This window comes from Thauera sp. JM12B12 (genome assembly GCF_039614725.1).
Lineage (GTDB): Bacteria > Pseudomonadota > Gammaproteobacteria > Burkholderiales > Rhodocyclaceae > Thauera.
In genome coordinates this window covers 463,343-479,879 of record NZ_CP154859.1, presented here as the reverse complement: position 1 = coordinate 479,879, position 16,537 = coordinate 463,343, and the positions used below count along the sequence as shown (strand labels likewise).

The 16,537-nt window shown below is 70.1% G+C and carries 15 protein-coding genes; 10 read left to right on the top strand and 5 right to left on the bottom strand.

Annotated features, from left to right (window positions below; genetic code table 11):
* Window positions 1-56: 56 nt before the first annotated feature.
* From AAG895_RS02055 to AAG895_RS02045, 3 genes are all read left to right on the top strand, one after another.
* Window positions 57-878 carry an IclR family transcriptional regulator gene (locus tag AAG895_RS02055; protein ID WP_345793908.1) on the top strand — a complete coding sequence of 274 codons (822 nt, stop codon included), beginning with the start codon at window positions 57-59 and terminating at the stop codon, window positions 876-878.
* Between the two features lie 46 nt (window positions 879-924).
* Window positions 925-2,184, top strand: coding sequence for a D-amino acid dehydrogenase (locus tag AAG895_RS02050; protein WP_345793907.1), 1,260 nt, complete (start codon window positions 925-927; stop codon window positions 2,182-2,184).
* A 142-nt stretch (window positions 2,185-2,326) separates the two neighbouring features.
* Complete coding sequence (locus tag AAG895_RS02045) at window positions 2,327-3,337, top strand: sulfate ABC transporter substrate-binding protein (RefSeq protein ID WP_345793906.1); 1,011 nt, start codon at window positions 2,327-2,329, stop codon at window positions 3,335-3,337.
* A 58-nt stretch (window positions 3,338-3,395) separates the two neighbouring features.
* Here the strand turns inward: AAG895_RS02045 and AAG895_RS02040 are convergent, their stop codons facing one another.
* Complete coding sequence (locus AAG895_RS02040; RefSeq protein WP_345793905.1) at window positions 3,396-3,662, bottom strand: hypothetical protein; 267 nt, start codon at window positions 3,660-3,662, stop codon at window positions 3,396-3,398.
* A gap of 170 nt (window positions 3,663-3,832) precedes the next feature.
* On the opposite strand from AAG895_RS02040, the gene cysT reads away from it, so the two are divergent.
* The 4 genes from cysT to AAG895_RS02020 are packed head-to-tail and all read left to right on the top strand — an operon-like array spanning window position 3,833 to window position 7,635.
* Entirely contained in the window at window positions 3,833-4,705 is an 873-nt protein-coding gene (gene cysT / locus AAG895_RS02035) for a sulfate ABC transporter permease subunit CysT (RefSeq protein ID WP_345793904.1), read from the top strand.
* 1 nt (window position 4,706) lies between these two features.
* A complete protein-coding gene (gene cysW / locus AAG895_RS02030; protein ID WP_345793903.1) occupies window positions 4,707-5,615 on the top strand; it encodes a sulfate ABC transporter permease subunit CysW in 909 nt (302 codons plus the stop codon).
* Window positions 5,612-6,709 (top strand): sulfate ABC transporter ATP-binding protein, encoded by a 1,098-nt coding sequence (locus AAG895_RS02025; protein WP_345793902.1) that lies wholly within the window; start codon window positions 5,612-5,614, stop codon window positions 6,707-6,709. The genes cysW and AAG895_RS02025 overlap by 4 nt, the downstream gene beginning before the upstream one ends.
* Window positions 6,706-7,635, top strand: coding sequence for a CysB family HTH-type transcriptional regulator (locus tag AAG895_RS02020; RefSeq protein ID WP_345793901.1), 930 nt, complete (start codon window positions 6,706-6,708; stop codon window positions 7,633-7,635). Before AAG895_RS02025 ends, AAG895_RS02020 begins: the two co-directional genes overlap by 4 nt.
* A gap of 50 nt (window positions 7,636-7,685) precedes the next feature.
* Here the strand turns inward: AAG895_RS02020 and AAG895_RS02015 are convergent, their stop codons facing one another.
* The 4 genes from AAG895_RS02015 to AAG895_RS02000 form a co-directional block, all read right to left on the bottom strand.
* The gene (locus AAG895_RS02015) at window positions 7,686-8,993 is read right to left on the bottom strand and encodes a tryptophan--tRNA ligase (RefSeq protein WP_345793900.1); all 1,308 of its coding nucleotides are present in this window, start codon (window positions 8,991-8,993) and stop codon (window positions 7,686-7,688) included.
* An 84-nt stretch (window positions 8,994-9,077) separates the two neighbouring features.
* Entirely contained in the window at window positions 9,078-9,497 is a 420-nt protein-coding gene (locus tag AAG895_RS02010; protein ID WP_345793899.1) for a hypothetical protein, read from the bottom strand.
* Between the two features lie 78 nt (window positions 9,498-9,575).
* Window positions 9,576-12,362 carry an EAL domain-containing protein gene (locus AAG895_RS02005; RefSeq protein WP_345793898.1) on the bottom strand — a complete coding sequence of 929 codons (2,787 nt, stop codon included), beginning with the start codon at window positions 12,360-12,362 and terminating at the stop codon, window positions 9,576-9,578.
* Between the two features lie 137 nt (window positions 12,363-12,499).
* Window positions 12,500-13,672, bottom strand: a complete 1,173-nt coding sequence (locus tag AAG895_RS02000; RefSeq protein WP_345793897.1) for an MFS transporter — start codon at window positions 13,670-13,672, stop codon at window positions 12,500-12,502.
* Between the two features lie 298 nt (window positions 13,673-13,970).
* Here AAG895_RS02000 and AAG895_RS01995 point away from each other — a divergent pair, with 298 nt between their 5' ends.
* The 3 genes from AAG895_RS01995 to AAG895_RS01985 all read left to right on the top strand — a co-directional run bounded on the left by AAG895_RS01995 (window position 13,971) and on the right by AAG895_RS01985 (window position 16,516).
* Window positions 13,971-14,603 carry a DOMON-like domain-containing protein gene (locus AAG895_RS01995; RefSeq protein ID WP_345793896.1) on the top strand — a complete coding sequence of 211 codons (633 nt, stop codon included), beginning with the start codon at window positions 13,971-13,973 and terminating at the stop codon, window positions 14,601-14,603.
* Between the two features lie 4 nt (window positions 14,604-14,607).
* Window positions 14,608-15,831: a DUF1343 domain-containing protein gene (locus AAG895_RS01990; protein ID WP_345793895.1), complete on the top strand. Its 1,224-nt coding sequence runs from the start codon at window positions 14,608-14,610 to the stop codon at window positions 15,829-15,831.
* 202 nt (window positions 15,832-16,033) lie between these two features.
* A complete protein-coding gene (locus tag AAG895_RS01985; protein ID WP_345793894.1) occupies window positions 16,034-16,516 on the top strand; it encodes a glycine zipper domain-containing protein in 483 nt (160 codons plus the stop codon).
* Window positions 16,517-16,537: the final 21 nt, after the last annotated feature.

Here is a 16,537-nt window from a genome sequence, read left to right as displayed (position 1 = left end):
TTTAAAAAACGGTACGATTCGTTCACTTTTTAGAAATCTGCATCGGAGACTCACGCATGGCCGAGAACCGGACCGACCGCTCGGAAGTGGTCAAGATCGATGGCGACACCCCCACGATGCGCCTGCTCGCCCTGCTCGAGGTGATTGCCGCCAAGGATCACCTCGTGACCCTGCAGGGCCTGGTCGAGGAGACCGGCCTGCCCAAGCCGACGCTGCACCGCATGCTGCAGCAGCTGGAGGCGGCCGGGATGCTCCAGCGCGACAGCGATGGCCGCCAGTACGGCACCGGCGCCCGCCTGCGCCGGCTCGCCGAGAACCTGCTGCTCAACGACACCATCCATGGCGCACGTCATGCGGTGCTGCGCCAGCTGGTCGAGGAGGTTGGCGAGAGCTGCAACATCACCGCGCTGTCGGGCAGCGAGGTGCTTTACCTCGATCGCGTGGAGACCGCTGCGCCGCTGCGCTTCTACCTCCACCCGGGGTCGCGGGTGCCCGCCCACTGCTCGGCGAGCGGGAAGCTGTTCCTCGCCGAGATGACGCCCGCGCAACGGCGCCGCCTGCTGGCGCATGCACCGCTGTCCAAGTACACCAACCGCACCCTGACCGAGCTCGACGCGCTCGAGGCCGAGATCGAGAAGGTGGGGCAGAACGGCTACGCCTTCGACAACGAGGAGTTCCTGCCCGGCCTGTTCTGCATTGCCGTGCTGGTGCCCTCGCCGGAGGGGCGCTCCAACATGGGCATCGCCATGCAGGCACCGATCATGCGCATGACCGAGCAAAAGGCGCTCGAGTCGCTGCCCGCGCTGCGCCGGGCCGCGGCCGCGCTGGCGGCAATCGAGGCCGAGAACGCCAGTCCGAGCGAGTCGGCATGCGCATGAGGGGCGCCACGCCAACGGACGCCGCGCGCCACCGCGGGAGAAGCGGGTGAATATCGCAGTCCTGGGCGGCGGTGTGATCGGCATCACCACTGCCTGGTACCTGCGCAGCAAAGGGCTGGGGGTGACCGTTTTCGAGCGCCAGCCCGGCCCCGCGCTCGAGACCAGCTTCGCCAACGGCGGCCAGATCTCGGTCTCGCACGCCGAACCCTGGGCGAACCCGGGGACGCCGCTCAAGGCCCTGCGCTGGCTGGCGCGCGAGGATGCGCCGCTGCTGTTCCGGCTGCGCGCGGACCGCGCCCTGCTGTCGTGGTCGGCGCGCTTCCTGCGCGAGTGCATGCCTTGGCGCACACGCGCGAACATCGGCCGAATCGTCGAGCTCGCGCGCTACAGCCGCGACGAACTGAAGCGCCTGCGCGCGCAGCTCGCCGGCGAAGGCGATGCCGCGCTCGACTACGACCACCTGGAACGCGGCATCCTCCACATCTACACCGACCGCAGGGAGTACGCGCGGGCCCTGCATGCGGCCGCGGTGATGCGCAGCTACGGCTGCGACCGTCGCGCGGTCGATGCGGACGAGTGCATCCATATCGAGCCTGCCCTTGCGGCCATCCGGGATCGACTGGTCGGGGGCGACTTCACGGCCGAGGACGAGTCCGGCGACGCCCACCTCTTCACCCGCCAGCTCGCCGAGCGCTGCCGCCAGGCCGGCGTGCGATTCCGCTTCGGGACCACCGTGACCGGACTCGACGAGGCGGACGGCCGGATCAGCGCGCTGACCACCCTGCAAGGGGAACGCATCGAGGCGGACGGATTCGTCATCGCCGCAGGCAGCTACAGCCCGGCCTTGCTCGCCCCGCTCGGCATGCGCCTGCCGGTCTATCCCGCCAAGGGCTACTCGGCCACGATCCCGCTGTCACCCGACAGCATCGCGCCCAGGACCAGCCTCACTGACGACGGGCACAAGCTGGTGTTCTCCCGCCTGGGCGATCACCTGCGCGTCGCCGGCACGGCCGAGTTCGACGGCTTCAACCTGCGCCCCAGCCCGATCCGCCAGGAGGCCCTGATGCGCCGTGTGAATGAGCTCTTCCCCGCCTTGAAGCCTGCGGGTCCGGCAAGGACCTGGTGCGGCTTACGCCCCGTCACCCCGGGCAGCGTTCCCTTCATCGGACCGACCCGGCACGAGAACCTGTGGCTCAACACCGGACACGGGACGCTGGGCTGGACCATGGCCTGCGGATCTGCCGCCGCATTGAGCGATCTGGTCGCCGGGCGCGCGCCCGCCATTGCGCTGCCGCGCATCCAGTGATGGCGAACCCTCGCCTGCAAGGATGCAGCGAGCGCAAGGCGGCCCCTGACCGGGAATAAGCAATCCATTTCTTCTTGGTTCGGTCTCACGCGCGTCAGGGCTAGATTTTCTCCATCGCACTTACCCGCATGGAGAAACGACAATGAAGTTCAGCCCCCTTCGCCGCACCCTGCTCGCCCTCGCGCTCGCCACCGGCCTCGCTGGCGTCGCCCACGCGCAGACCACCCTGCTCAACGTCTCCTACGACCCCACGCGCGAGCTCTACCAGGACTTCAACCCCGAGTTCGCCAGACACTGGAAAGCCCAGACCGGCGAGACCGTCACCATCAGGCAGTCCCATGGCGGCGCTGGCAAGCAGGCGCGCGCGGTGATCGACGGTCTGGAGGCAGACGTGGTCACGCTGGCGCTGGCCTACGACATCGACGCCATCGCCGAGCAGACCGGCAAGATCCCAGGCGACTGGCAGAAGCGGCTCGCCCACAACAGCGCGCCCTACACCTCGACCATCGTCTTCCTGGTGCGCAAGGGCAACCCCAAGGGCATCAAGGACTGGAGCGACCTGGTCAAGCCCGGGGTCGAGGTCATCACCCCCAACCCGAAGACCTCCGGTGGCGCGCGCTGGAACTACCTCGCCGCCTGGGGCTATGCGCTCAAGCAGCCGGGCGGCAGCGAGCAAACCGCGCAGGCCTTCGTCACCGCGCTGCTCAAGCACGTGCCGGTGCTCGACTCGGGCGCCCGCGGCTCGACCAACACCTTCGTCCAGCGCGGCATCGGCGACGTGCTGCTGGCGTGGGAGAACGAGGCCTTCCTGTCGATCAACGAGCTCGGCCCGGACAAGTTCGAGATCGTCGTGCCCTCGATCTCGATCCTCGCCGAACCGCCGGTGACCGTCGTCGATGGCGTGGCCAACAAGCGCGGCACCGCCAAGGTGGCGCAGGCCTACCTCGAGTACCTGTACTCGCCGGTCGGCCAGAAGATCGCCGCCAAGCACTACTACCGCCCGGTCAAGCCGGAACACGCCGACCCGGCCGACGTCGCCCGCTTCCCGAAAGTCGAGCTGATCACCATCGAGGACCTCGGCGGCTGGCAGGCGGCGCAGCAGAAGCACTTCGCCGACGGCGGAGTGTTCGACCAGATCTACGCGGGTCGGTGAGGCGCGGGCGCACGCACCCCGGAGAACACGCGACGCGCAGCGCGGCCTGATGGCAGGCTCAGACCTCCGAGCCGCGCCGCCGCCAGCGCGCGACCGACCACAGCAGCAAGGCACCCAGCAGTGCGCCGCTGACGAGGCCCGCCCAACTGCTCACCGGCACCGGGTTGCGCACCACGATGTAGAGCAGCCCGGCGGGCAGGGCGATGGCGAAGGCGATGTTGCCGCCGTCGCCGGTACGCACCAGCAGCGCGCAGACGGCATAGAGCACGCGCAGCAACACGACCAGCAGCAAGGCCAGCACGAAATTCCCCACGAAGTCCGTCATGCGTCCGCCTCCACGATTGCGGGCGCCATTGTAATCGGCGCGCCGAATCGGCCGGCGGAATCCGGCCGGGCGAATAGCAGGAAATCGCATAAGCACCGCGTTTTTTATTGGTTCGAGCTCATGAAGCCCGTCTCTAGACTCGAAGCCATTCGCGTATCACGGCATCGATCATGCACACCGCAACCCTGGCTGCATCCCTCCCCCGCCTGAGCGCACCGCCACGCTTTCACGTGCTGCCCGGCTTCGGGCCCACGCTCGGCTACACCCTCGCCTACCTGTCGCTGCTGGTGCTGATTCCGCTCGCAGCGGTGTTCCTGAAGACCGCCGAACTGACGTTCGCCGACTTCTTGGACGTGGTCACCGCGCCGCGGGTGGTCGCCTCGTACAAGCTGTCCTTCGGCATGTCGCTGCTCGCCGCCGCGATCAACGCCGTGTTCGGGCTGATGCTGGCGTGGGCGCTGGTGCGCTACTCCTTTCCGGGCAAGAAGCTGATCGACGCCCTGGTCGACCTGCCCTTCGCGCTGCCTACCGCGGTGGCGGGCATTTCGCTCACCGCGCTCTACGCCGGTAACGGCTGGATCGGCCAGTTCCTCGAGCCGCTCGGGATCCAGGTGGCATTCCAGCCGCTCGGCGTGCTGGTGGCGCTGGTGTTCATCGGCCTGCCCTTCGTGGTGCGCACGGTGCAGCCGATCCTCGAGGATCTCGACACCGAGCTGGAAGAAGCCGCCACCAGCCTCGGCGCGCAGCGCTGGCAGGCCTTCCGCCACGTGATCCTGCCGATCGTGTTCCCGGCGCTGCTGACCGGCTTCGCGCTCGCCTTCGCGCGTGCGGTGGGCGAATACGGCTCGGTGATCTTCATCGCCGGCAACATCCCGATGGTGTCCGAGATCACCCCGCTGATGATCATCACCAAGCTCGAGCAGTACGACTACGCCGGCGCCACGGCGATCGCGACCGTGATGCTGATCCTGTCCTTCACCCTGCTGCTGATCATCAACGGCCTGCAGGCCTGGACCGCCAAACGCACCGGAAGGGACCGCTGACATGGCTGCTGCAACCCCCCTCCGCCCCGTCGCCGCGACTGGCTTCGGCCAGACCCGCTTCGAGGCGCGCGCGGCGACCCGCGAGACGCCGCTGGTGAAGTGGCTGATCCTCGGCACCGCGCTGACCTTCTTCGCCGTGTTCCTGCTGATGCCGCTGATCGCGGTGTTCGTCGAGGCACTGCGCAAGGGCTGGGAGACCTACCTCACTGCGCTCATCGATCCCGACGCGCTGTCGGCGCTGCGCCTGACCCTGCTCGCCGCGGCGATCGCGCTGCCGCTGAACCTGGTGTTCGGCGTATGCGCGGCGTGGGCGATCGCCAAGTTCGAGTTCCGCGGCAAGCATTTCCTGATCACGCTGATCGACCTGCCGTTCTCGGTGTCGCCGGTGATCGCCGGCCTGGTCTACGTGCTGGTGTTCGGCGCCCAGGGCTGGCTCGGGCCGTGGCTGGCGGAGCACGACCTCAAGGTCATCTTCGCCGTGCCCGGCATCGTGCTCGCCACCGTGTTCGTCACCTTCCCCTTCGTCGCCCGCGAGCTGATCCCGCTGATGCAGGCGCAGGGCAAGGAGGAAGAGGAGGCCGCGGTGGTGCTCGGCGCCAACGGCCTGCAGACCTTCTGGCACGTCACCCTGCCGAACGTGAAGTGGGGCCTGCTGTACGGCGTCATCCTCACCAACGCGCGCGCGATGGGCGAGTTCGGCGCGGTGTCGGTGGTGTCCGGCCACATCCGCGGCGAGACCAACACGCTGCCGCTGCACGTCGAGATCCTCTACAACGAGTACCAGTTCGCCGCCGCCTTCGCGGTGGCCTCGCTGCTGGCGCTGCTGGCGCTGGTGACCCTGGTCATCAAGACCTGGGTCGAGCACCGCGCCGCGCATGCACAACACGACCTTCACGAAGGACAGCCATGAGCATCCAGGTTCGCAACATCCACAAGCGCTTCGGCAACTTCATCGCCCTCGACGACGTGTCGCTCGACTTTCCTACCGGCGAGCTGGTGGCGCTGCTCGGCCCCTCGGGCTGCGGCAAGACCACGCTGCTGCGCGTGATCGCTGGGCTCGAGGCGGCCGACGCCGGCCAGGTCCTGCTCGACGGCGAGGACGCCTCCGGCACCCATGTGCGCGATCGCCAGGTCGGCTTCGTGTTCCAGCACTACGCGCTGTTTCGCCACATGAGCGTGTTCGACAACGTCGCCTTCGGCCTGCGCATGAAGCCACGCGGCCAGCGGCCGTCCGAGAAGCAGATCGCCGAGAAGGTGCATGCGCTGCTGAACCTGGTGCAGCTCGACTGGCTCGCCGACCGCTTTCCGGCCCAGCTCTCCGGCGGCCAGCGCCAGCGCATCGCGCTCGCCCGCGCGCTGGCGGTGGAGCCGCGCGTGTTGCTGCTCGACGAGCCCTTCGGCGCGCTCGACGCCAAGGTGCGCAAGGAGCTGCGGCGCTGGCTGCGCAAGCTGCACGACGAACTGCACATCACCTCGATCTTCGTCACCCACGACCAGGAGGAGGCGCTCGAGGTGGCCGACCGCGTCGTGCTGATGAACAAGGGCGCGGTCGAGCAGATCGGCACCCCCGAGGAGGTCTACCGCCGCCCGGCAACGCCCTTCGTGTATGGCTTCCTCGGCGCGGTGAACCTGTTCCACGGCCGTGTCGACGGCGAGGGCCTGCGCGTCGGCGACGACCGCCTGCCGCACCACGCCGGGGGCTTCGGCCAGGGTGCCGAAGTGATGGCCTTTGCCCGCCCGCACGAGCTCGACATCGTCGTCGGCGCCGGCGCCGGTGCAGGCATCGCGGCGCAGGTGAGCCGCATCCTGGCTTTCGGCGTCACCGCGCGGGTCGAGCTCGATGGCGTAAACGGCGCCCGCGGCCAGCATTTCGAGGTGGAACTCACGCGCGAGCGCGTCGCCGCGCTCGGCCTGGCGGAAGGCCAGGCCGTCCGCCTGCTACCCTCGCACCTGAGCCTGTTCGAATCGCGACCAGCCACCCCGACGGCCGGAGCCGCCCGATGAACTTCCAGCAGTTGCGCATCATCCGCGAGACCGCACGCCGCGGCTTCAATCTCACCGAGGTCGCCAACGCGCTGTTCACCTCGCAGTCCGGGGTGTCCAAGCACATCAAGGACCTCGAGGACGAGCTCGGCATCGCGCTCTTCGTGCGCAAGGGCAAGCGCCTGCTCGGCCTCACCCCGCCCGGCGAGGAGCTGGTGGTGATGGTCGAGCGCATGCTGCTCGACGCCGCCAACATCAAGCGCCTGGCCGACCAGTACCGCGGACGCGACCAGGGCCAGCTGACGGTAGTCACCACCCACACCCAGGCGCGCTACGCGCTGCCCGGGGTGGTGGCGGCGTTCAAGCGCGCCTACCCGCGCGTGCTGCTCAAGCTGCACCAGGGCAGCCCGGGCGAGATCGTGCAGATGCTGCTCGACGGCGAGGCCGACATCGGGGTCGCCACCGAGGCGCTGGCCGAGGTGCCGGAGCTGGCCTCCTTCCCCTACTACGGCTGGCAGCACGCGGTCGTCGTGCCCGCCGGCCACCCGCTCGAGGCGGTGCAGCCGCTGACCCTGGAGGCGATCGTCGCGCACCCGGTGATCACCTACCACGAGGGTTTCACCGGCCGCACCCGCATCGACCAGACCTTTGCCCGCGCCGGGCTGACGCCCGACGTGGTGATGTCGGCGCTCGACGCCGACGTGATCAAGACCTATGTGGAGCTCGGGCTGGGGGTGGGCATCCTGGCCTCGATGGCCTTCAACCCGACGCGCGACCCCGGCCTGCGCAAGCTCGACAGCGACCACCTGTTCGCCGGGAACGTCACCCGCATCGCGGTGCGCCGCGGCCACTACCTGCGCGGCTTCGCCTACCGCTTCATCGAACTGTGCGCGCCCGAGCTGACCGAAGTGGTGGTGGCCGACGCGGTCGGCGGCACGGCCGGCTGAGTACGCCGTACCGCCGGACGGGCGCCTGCCGCTACAGACCGCCCGCAGGCTCAGTCGGCAAACGCGCCCAGCGCCGCACGCAGCGCAGCCTCGTCGACGCCGTCGCCAAGCGTCGCCACCTCGGCGCCCTCGAGCCACAGCGCCAGGCCCTGCATCTCGAACGCGGCGCCCTGCTTCAGCGCCGCCACCACCGCGCCCGCCTCGCGCGGCGAGGCGAAGCCCGAGCCCTGCAGCAGCAGGCGGCCGTCGGCGTCGAGCAGCTTGAAGTGGAAGCGGCCGTCGGCCTCGCGGTACTGCTTGAACTGTGGCAGCGCGGTCTTCGCCTTCTCGACCTTGGCCGCGCGCGGCACGCTGGCCAGATTGCGCAGGCCGACCGCGTGGCGCAGCTCGGCCAGGAAAGGCGTGGCGATCGCGCGCGCCTTGGCGGCGCCTTCATGCAGATGCTTCTCGATGCGCGCCGGTTCGGCGATCAGCGCCTCGTAGTGTTCGCGCATCGGCGCCACCGCGGCCTCGATGCGCTCGAACAGCGCCTGCTTGGCCTCGCCCCAGGCGATGCCCTCGTCGAAGGCGGCGCGCATCGCGCGCGTCTCCTCGGCGGAGGAAAACGCCTGGTAGAGCTGGAACAGCGCCGAGCCGTCGGCATCCTTGGGCTCGCCCGGCGCCTTCGAGTCGGTGACGATCGAGAAGATCAGCTTGCGCAGCTCGGCGGTGGGCGCGAACAGCGGGATGGTGTTGTCGTAGCTCTTGCTCATCTTGCGGCCGTCCAGCCCGGGCAGGGTGGCGACCGAGGCGTCGATGGCGGCCTCGGGCAGCACGAAGTGCTCACCGTAGAGGTGGTTGAAACTGCCGGCGATGTCGCGCGCCATCTCAATGTGCTGGATCTGGTCGCGGCCGACCGGCACCGAGTTGGCCTTGAACATCAGGATGTCGGCCGCCATCAGCACCGGGTACATGTAGAGCCCCATGTTGACCCCGGCGTCCGGATCGACGCCCTCGGCAGTGTTCTTGTCCACCGCCGCCTTGTAGGCGTGGGCGCGGTTGAGCAGGCCCTTGCCGGCGACGCAGGTGATCAGCCAGGTGAGCTCGGGGATCTCGGGGATGTCGGACTGGCGGTAGAACCACACGCGGTCGGTGTCGAGCCCGGCGGCGAGCCAGGTGGCGGCGATCTCCAGCGTCGAGCGCTGCACGCGCAGCGGGTCGGTGGTCTTGATCAGCGCGTGATAGTCGGCCAGGAAGTAGAAGCTTTCCACGCCGGGCTGGCGGCTGGCGGCGACCGCCGGACGGATGGCGCCGGCATAGTTGCCGAGGTGGGGCGTGCCCGAGGTGGTGATCCCGGTAAGGACGCGCTGGACAGTCATGGATCGCTCCGGCTCAAACTGGACAAAGACCGCGAGTTTAACGGCTTCGGCGCGCAGGGATAAGGCGGATCGCGGCGGAGCGGCTTATTCCTGCCAGCGCAGGGCCAGACGCGCGCCGCCGCCCGGGCTCAGGTCGATCCAGTGCTCCTGCGTCTGCCCGGCGTAGGTCGCGGTGATGCGGTAGCGCCCCGCCTCGGGCACGTCGAGCTGGCCGATCGGCCCGCAGGAGGCCTCCACCCGGCGGTCGCCGAGCGGATCGTCCACCCGCGTCGCCACATCGGTGACGAAACCGCCCTCGGTCGTCGAGAAGAACAGCGTCAGCGCATGCATCGCCACCTCCGCGCGCATGCGCTGCGACGACTCGAGGCCGATGCCGCCACATTCCAGGCGCAGCGCCGGGCCGCCAGCCGCCGCATCCGGCGACGCCCCCGGCTGCGCCGACGCCGGCAGCGCAGCGGCGCCCAACGCCAAAGCCACGAGCAGATGCTTGCCAACCTTGATCATGCTTGACCCTGTCCCTCAGTCACCCGGAGCGGGTGGCCGCATTGTTGCCACCTCCACCGTCGGCGACAAGTGCGCGCTTCAATCCGCGGCGGGCTGCAGCCACGCCGCGGGCCACTCGCCGATCGGCAGCGGCCGACCATACAGGTAACCCTGAAACCCGGTGCAGCCCTGCGCCTTGAGGAAGGCCGCCTGTTCGTCCGTCTCCACGCCCTCGGCGACCACATGCAGCCCGAGCGAGGCGCTCATGCCGAGGATGGCGCGGACGATGGTCGCGCTGCTCGCGTCGGCGAGCATGTCGCGGACGAAGGACTGGTCGATCTTGAGCTGGTCCAGCGGCATGCGCTTGAGGTAGGACAGCGACGAGTAGCCGGTCCCGAAATCGTCGAGCGCAAAGCGCAGGCCATGCGCGCGCAGGTTCGCCATGCGCGCGAAGGCCTCGTCGCGGTCGCCCAGGATCACGCTCTCGGTCAGCTCGAGCTTCAGCCCCGCCGGATCGATGCCGTGCCGCTCGACGCAGGCGAGCACCTGTCCGACGAAGTCGGGCTGGTGGAACTGGCGCGCACTGACATTCACCGCGACGCTGAGCCCACGTGTCGCCGGCGACGCCTGCCAGGCCGCAAGCTGCGCGCACGCGGTCTCGAGCACCCACTGGCCGATCGGCACGATCAGCCCGGTCTCCTCGGCAATCGGGATGAAGACCGCCGGCGAGACGAAGCGTCCGTCGCCGTCGATCCAGCGGATGAGGGCCTCGGCGCCCACGATCCGGCCCGCCGCGTCCACCTGGGGCTGGTAGAACAGGCGGAACGAGGCGTTCGCCAGGGCAGCGCGCAGGCCGTTCTCCATCGCGGCGTGCGCATCCACCAGCGACTGCATCTGCGGGCTGAAGAAGCGGATGGTGTTGCGCCCCTCCTCCTTCGCGGCGAACAGCGCCACCTCGGCCTGCTTGAACAGATTCTCGTGCGACCACTGGCGGCCGACGAACAGCGTGATGCCGATGCTGTGGGTGACGTAGCTCAGCGTGACCGAGCCCTCGAGCGCATAGGGCTCGTTGAGGGAGGCGTGAATCTCGCGGGCCAGCGCCTCGGCACGCAGCAGCGCCTCCTCCCGGCGTTTGCCCAGGCTCTCGACGATGACGCCGAAGTCGTCATCGCCCTGGCGCGCGATGGTCGCGGCCTCGTCCACCACGTGGCGCAGCCGCCGCGCGATCGCGCGCAGCAGCTCGTCGCCGACCGCATGACCGCGGGTGTCGTTGAGCTGCTTGAAGCGATCGATGTCGAGCAACAGCACCATGCCGAATTCGCCGCTGCCGGCGCTGGCCAGGATCGCGTGCTGCAGGCGGTCGCGCAGCATCGCGCGGTTGGGCAGCCCGGTCAGCGGGTCGTAGTAGGCGAGGCGGTGCACCAGCTCCTCGGAGCGCCGGCGCAGGGTGATGTCCTCCTTCACCGCCACATAGTGGGTGACGACCCCGCCGGCATCGCGGATCGGCGCCACGGTGGCGAGCTCGATGTAGCTCGAGCCGTCCTTGCGCGTGTTGTGGAACTCGCCCCGCCACACCTCGCCGCGTCCCAGCGTCGCCCACAGGTCCTGGTAGGTGGCGCTCGGCGTGGCGCCCTTGTTGAGGATGCGCGGATTGCGCCCGATCAGTTCCTCGCGGGCATAGCCGGTGTTGCGCACGAAGGCGTCATTGACGTACTCGATCGCCCCCGCGGTGTCGGTGATGACGATGCTCTCGGGACTCTGCTCGACCGCCATCGACAGGCGGCGAAGCTCGTGGTCGCGCGCAACCAGGGCTGCCTCGCGCTGCTCGAGCCCGGCCGCCATCAGGTTGATCCCCTGCTCCAGCGCGCGAAGCTCGCGTACCGAGGAGGCAACCTCCAGCCTCGCAGCGAGGCGTCCATTGCCGATCGCCTCGACCACCTCGCGCACCTGCCGCGCCCAGCGTCCGATCAGGCCATGGATGACCAGGTGCGCGAGCGCGGCCGACACCAGCGTGATGAGCGCGAGCAGCGCGACGCGACGATGAAAGGCGCGGTCGATCTCGCCGAGCGTGGCGCCAAGCGGCGCGCCGATGGCTACCAGGATGTCCTCGCTGGCAAAGCTGACGCTGCGCGCGCCATATAGGCGGACCTGGCCGCCCGCGTCGGCTAGCTCGACGGTGCGCCCCGCGGAGCGCGCAGTCGCGTTCAGCGCGGCGACCTGCTCGGGCGGCAGGGCCTGGCCCTGGGCCCCCATCGACGAGCCCGCCAGCAGCACGCCATCGCGGGAGATCAGGTTTGCACTCCAGCCCGCCGGGAGCCCGTAGCCGATGATCATGCGATCGAACCAGCGAAAGCCGATCGCCGCGAACACCACGGTACGCAGCGCGCCGTCGGTTTCGCGCACCGGGTAGCCGAACACCAGGCCCGGCTGGCCGGAGATGCGGCCGAGGACGAACTCGCCCCGGCCCAGGCCTTGCCCCTTGCTCGCCTCGATGAACCACCGACGATCCTGGACCGTGGTCGCACCTGCACCGCTGCGGCCACTGCAGAACACGCGGCCGTCGGGCAGGGCCGCGCCCAGGTTGTTGTAGTCGGCCAGCGTGTCCAGCATCCGCTGCACGAGCCCGGTGCACTCCAGGGGGTCGAGCGTATCCAGATCATCGGCGCGCGCCATCACCTTCAGCGTGCCCTGCACCGACTCCAGCGCGAGGCGTTCCTGCTGCTCGGCGACCGACAGCATGCGCAGCACATCGTCCTCCAGCGCCCGTGCCAGCTCGCGGCGCTGGTCCTGATAGTCGAAGGCGACCATCGAGAAGATCGGCAGCACGGCGAGCAGCACGACGACCCACAGGCGGAAGTTGAGCGACATCGGAAGCCTGCTCTTCATGCGTGGCTCTGAGTGGTTGACCCGCACTCGCCCCCCATGGGCCGTGCGCGCCGTCGATGCTGCATGATCGACTCAATTTGGGCAATACGGATTAGCGCCGCTGCGTGAGAACACGCACGCGCAGGTGGGGAACGCCCTCAGGCAGCGTTCTCAGGCGCGCGCCAGAGCGGCCGCAGCGCGATCAGCCCCAGCACCGGCCCGGGCAGCAGCACCCACGCGACGCGGTCGCCGATCAGCGGCCACAGCCGGGTGGTGAGCTCGATCGACGCCATGGTGATCGCAAAGCCGATCGCGTTCTGGAAGGCGAGCGCGCTGCCCACGCTCTCCTGCGCACAGGCGCGCGCGGACAGCGCGGAGAAATGCGGCGAGTCGGCAACCACGCTCGCCCCCCACACCAGCATCAGCGCCGCCAGCAGCAAGGGCGGCCAGCCGGTGGCGAAGGGATACACCGCGCAGCACAGCGCCGACAGCGCGAGCGCAAGCGCCGCCACCCGCGCGCTGCCGATGCGCCGGCTCAGCATGCCGCCGAGCACGCAGCCCGCCGCGCCGATGCCGATCACCGCGAACGCCGGCCCGGCCGGCGACCCCGCCTCGGCCCCGCGCGCGGCCGTCACCAGCAGCGGCACCAGCGTCCAGAACGCATACAGCTCCCACTGATGGCCGAAATAGCCGAAGGCCGACGCCCGGAAGCGCGGCTCGCGCAGCGCATACAGGCCCTCGCCCAGGCGCAGGCGCGGCGCCCCCGGACGGCGCGCCAGATGCGGACCGTCGCCGAGACGGAAGATCATCGCCGCCGCGAGCAGGGCGAGCAGCGAGGACACCAGCAGCGTCGCCTGCCAGCCCCAGCCGGCGTCGAACATGCGCACCCCGTGGGGCAGCGCAGTTCCCAGCGTCAGCATGCCGACCAGCCAGGCCAGCGCCGCGCCCGCCTGCTCCGGCACCCAGCTCACCACCAGCTTCATGCCCAGCGGGTAGACCCCGGCGAGCGCCAGCCCGACCACGAAGCGCCACGCCAGCCCCGCCCCCAGATCCCCGGCGAGCAGCGCGAAGCCGGCATTGGCAGCGGCCCCGATCACCGCGCACACCGCGAAGATGCGGCTGGCGGCGAAGCGGTCGGCCAGCCCGCTGAGCGCGAAGCCGAGCGTGCCGAGGATGAAGCCGAGCTGGACCGCGATGGTGAGCCGCCCGATGTCGGCCGCCTGCAGCCCCCAGGCGCGCATGAGATCCTCTCCGGCGGCGTTGGCGGAGAACCACAGCGAGGTGCCGAAGAGCTGGGCGATGACGATGACGGCGAGCGGAGCGGAGCGCATGGCGGCAGAGTTTGGTACGTGGGACGCGGCCGCTCAAGCGGGGAAATCCCTCGCACCTGAACGCCTCGCGGGGGCGATGGCGTGGTCACGCCGCGCGCGCGCCCGGCCATGCAGCCCCGTTGCCCCATGCCCGTTGCCCCATGCCCATTGCCCCATGCCTGCGCCCCCATGCCTGTTGGCCCCGCCTTGGGCGCGCGCAGCCGAACCAGATAACATTGCGCCTTTCGTACCGCCCGCGCCGAAGCCCGTCGCCGAGCAGCCCGGGCGCCAACCATCGATCGCTCGAGCCCCAATCATCGTGACCTCGCCCCGCCCCGAACGCCCGCGCGTTCCCATCATCACCGTCGGCCTGCGCCCCCACCCCACCAGCCCCGACGCCTCTGCCCCCGGCAGCGGCCCCGTCGGCCGCCTGCTGGCGACGATGTTCTCGCCGCCCGGAGGCGGCGCGGTGTTCGAGTTCCGGCTGGAGGACAGCCGCCTCGGCAGGCTGGCCATCCCGGAGCCCCTGCCTGCCGCGGCGCGGACGGGCCCGGTGGACGGGCTGTGGCAGCACACCTGCTTCGAGGTCTTCCTCGGCGTGCCGGGCGAGGCGCAGTACCGCGAATACAACTTCTCGCCGTCCGGGCAGTGGGCGGTGTACGCCTTCCGCGCCTGGCGCGAACGCGTGGAGGATTTCGCCCCCGCTGCAGCGCCGGAGATCCACATCACTCAGGAGGACGGCGTGCTGGTCGTCGAGGCCCATGTCCCGGCCGAGCTGCTGCCCACGGTGCCCGCCGGCAGCGACCTGCAGGTGAACCTGGCCGCGGTCGTCGAGCGCAAGGACGGCCAGCTCGAATACTGGACGCTGCGCCACGTCGCCGCCCAGCCCGACTTCCATGCCCGCGAGACTTTCGTGCTGACGCTGGCGACCGCGGCGCGCCAGGCGGACTGACGGCATGGCCGCCGCCCTCCGCTTCGGTCTCGACCGCCTGCTCGCCGAGCCCGCGCTGCGCCGCCCGCTCGCCGGCCGCCGCGTCGCCCTGCTCGCCCACCCGGCCTCGGTCACCCGCGAGCTCACCCATTCGCTCGACGCCCTCGCCGCCCTGCCCGACCTCACCCTGTCGGCCGCCTTCGGTCCCCAGCACGGCCTGCGCGGCGACAAGCAGGACAACATGGTGGAGTCGCCCGACTACGTCGACCCGCTGCTCGGCATCCCGGTGTTCAGCCTCTACGGCGAGGTCCGCCGCCCGAGCGCGGCGATGATGGACAGCTTCGACGTGCTGCTGGTGGACCTGCAGGACCTCGGCTGCCGCATCTACACCTTCATCACCACGCTGCGCTATGTGCTGGAAGAAGCGGCGAAGCACGGCAAGTCGGTGTGGGTGCTCGACCGCCCCAACCCGGCCGGCCGCCCGGTCGAGGGCACGCTGCTGCGCCCCGGCTGGGAGAGCTTCGTCGGCGCCGGCGCGCTGCCGATGCGCCACGGGCTGACCATGGGCGAGCTCGCACACTGGTTCGTCGCCACGCTGAAGCTGGATGTAGACCTGCAGGTGATCGACATGCAGGGCTGGCAGCCCGACGCGGCGCCCGGCTACGGTTGGCCGCTCGGCGAGCGCAGCTGGATCAACCCCAGCCCCAACGCCCCCAACCTGTGGATGGCACGCGCCTACGCCGGCACCGTGATGCTCGAGGGCACGACGCTGTCCGAGGGCCGCGGCACCACCCGGCCGCTGGAGCTGTTCGGCGCGCCAGACCTGGATGCACGCGCACTCATTGCCGAAATGCGCGCGCTGGCCCCCGACTGGCTCGCCGGCTGCGTGCTGCGCGAGTGCTGGTTCGAGCCCACCTTCCACAAGCACGTGGGCAGGCTGTGCAACGGCGTGCACATCCACGTCGAGGACCCGGCGCACTACGATCATGCCGCCTTTCGCCCGTGGCGGGTGCAGGCGCTCGCCTTCAAGGCGATCCGCCGGCTGCAGCCGGACTACCCGTTGTGGCGCGACTTCCCCTACGAGTACGAGCACGAGCGCCTGGCGATCGACCTCATCAACGGCTCGCCGCTGCTGCGCGAATGGGTCGACGACCCGGCTGCGGCGCCCGCAGATCTCGACGCCCTGGCGAGCGCGGACGAGGCCGTCTGGCTCGAAACCCGCCGCACCTTCCTGCGCCACCCGGGCTGAGCACGACAGCCCCGGTCTCGGCACGCGCGGGCGGCCTTGCCGCGGCGGCGCTGGTGTCGGCCTCGAGGTCGACGCAGGAACGGAACGGGCAAGGCGCTGAGCCTGGCCTAGAATGAATTTCAGGCTCCCGCTCCGCACGCTGCTCCTGTGGCGGACGGGCCGCGCGGCCTGGTCCTCTCGTCCATCATCCGGGGTGATCGCCATGCGCAAGCGTCCTGCCGCCCGAAAACTGGCCTCCGTCCTCGCCGCCGCGCTCGTGCTGGCCTCGGCGAGCGCGTGCGAGAACATGCAGAAGCGCGACTGGGGAACCGCGATCGGCGGCCTGCTGGGCGGGGTCGCGGGGTACAAGCTCGGCGGCGACAGCGGCAAGGGCGCGGTCATCGGCGCGCTGCTCGGCGGCGTGGTAGGGCGGATGATCGGCCAGTACATGGACGAGGCCGACCGCAAACGCCTCGCCGAGACGATCGAGAGCACGCCACGCGGGCAGACCGTGGCCTGGCGCAACGAGGACACCGGTCGCGAGTTCGCGGTGACCCCGACCTCGGATTTCTACGCCGACGCGGGCAAGACATGCCGCCGCTTCGACCAGGTCGTGTACGTGGATGGCCGGCGCGAGGTCATGGAGGGCGTCGCCTGTCGCAGCGCGGGCAGCGACGCCTTCGACTTCAGCGGCCAATCGGCCTGAACGCGCGCGCCGGCACAGGAG

Excerpts from the sequence above, each read along its gene's own strand:
- AAG895_RS02020 (WP_345793901.1), top strand. The coding sequence starts at position 6,706 with ATGAACTTCCAGCAGTTGCGCATCATCCGCGAGACCGCACGCCGCGGC.
- AAG895_RS02010 (WP_345793899.1), bottom strand. The coding sequence starts at position 9,497 with ATGATCAAGGTTGGCAAGCATCTGCTCGTGGCTTTGGCGTTGGGCGCC.
- AAG895_RS02055 (WP_345793908.1), top strand. The coding sequence starts at position 57 with ATGGCCGAGAACCGGACCGACCGCTCGGAAGTGGTCAAGATCGATGGC.
- AAG895_RS01985 (WP_345793894.1), top strand. The coding sequence starts at position 16,034 with ATGCGCAAGCGTCCTGCCGCCCGAAAACTGGCCTCCGTCCTCGCCGCC.
- AAG895_RS02000 (WP_345793897.1), bottom strand. The coding sequence starts at position 13,672 with ATGCGCTCCGCTCCGCTCGCCGTCATCGTCATCGCCCAGCTCTTCGGC.
- cysW (WP_345793903.1), top strand. The coding sequence starts at position 4,707 with ATGGCTGCTGCAACCCCCCTCCGCCCCGTCGCCGCGACTGGCTTCGGC.
- AAG895_RS02015 (WP_345793900.1), bottom strand. The coding sequence starts at position 8,993 with ATGACTGTCCAGCGCGTCCTTACCGGGATCACCACCTCGGGCACGCCC.
- cysT (WP_345793904.1), top strand. The coding sequence starts at position 3,833 with ATGCACACCGCAACCCTGGCTGCATCCCTCCCCCGCCTGAGCGCACCG.
- AAG895_RS02005 (WP_345793898.1), bottom strand. The coding sequence starts at position 12,362 with ATGAAGAGCAGGCTTCCGATGTCGCTCAACTTCCGCCTGTGGGTCGTC.
- AAG895_RS02040 (WP_345793905.1), bottom strand. The coding sequence starts at position 3,662 with ATGACGGACTTCGTGGGGAATTTCGTGCTGGCCTTGCTGCTGGTCGTG.
- AAG895_RS02045 (WP_345793906.1), top strand. The coding sequence starts at position 2,327 with ATGAAGTTCAGCCCCCTTCGCCGCACCCTGCTCGCCCTCGCGCTCGCC.
- AAG895_RS02025 (WP_345793902.1), top strand. The coding sequence starts at position 5,612 with ATGAGCATCCAGGTTCGCAACATCCACAAGCGCTTCGGCAACTTCATC.
- AAG895_RS01990 (WP_345793895.1), top strand. The coding sequence starts at position 14,608 with ATGGCCGCCGCCCTCCGCTTCGGTCTCGACCGCCTGCTCGCCGAGCCC.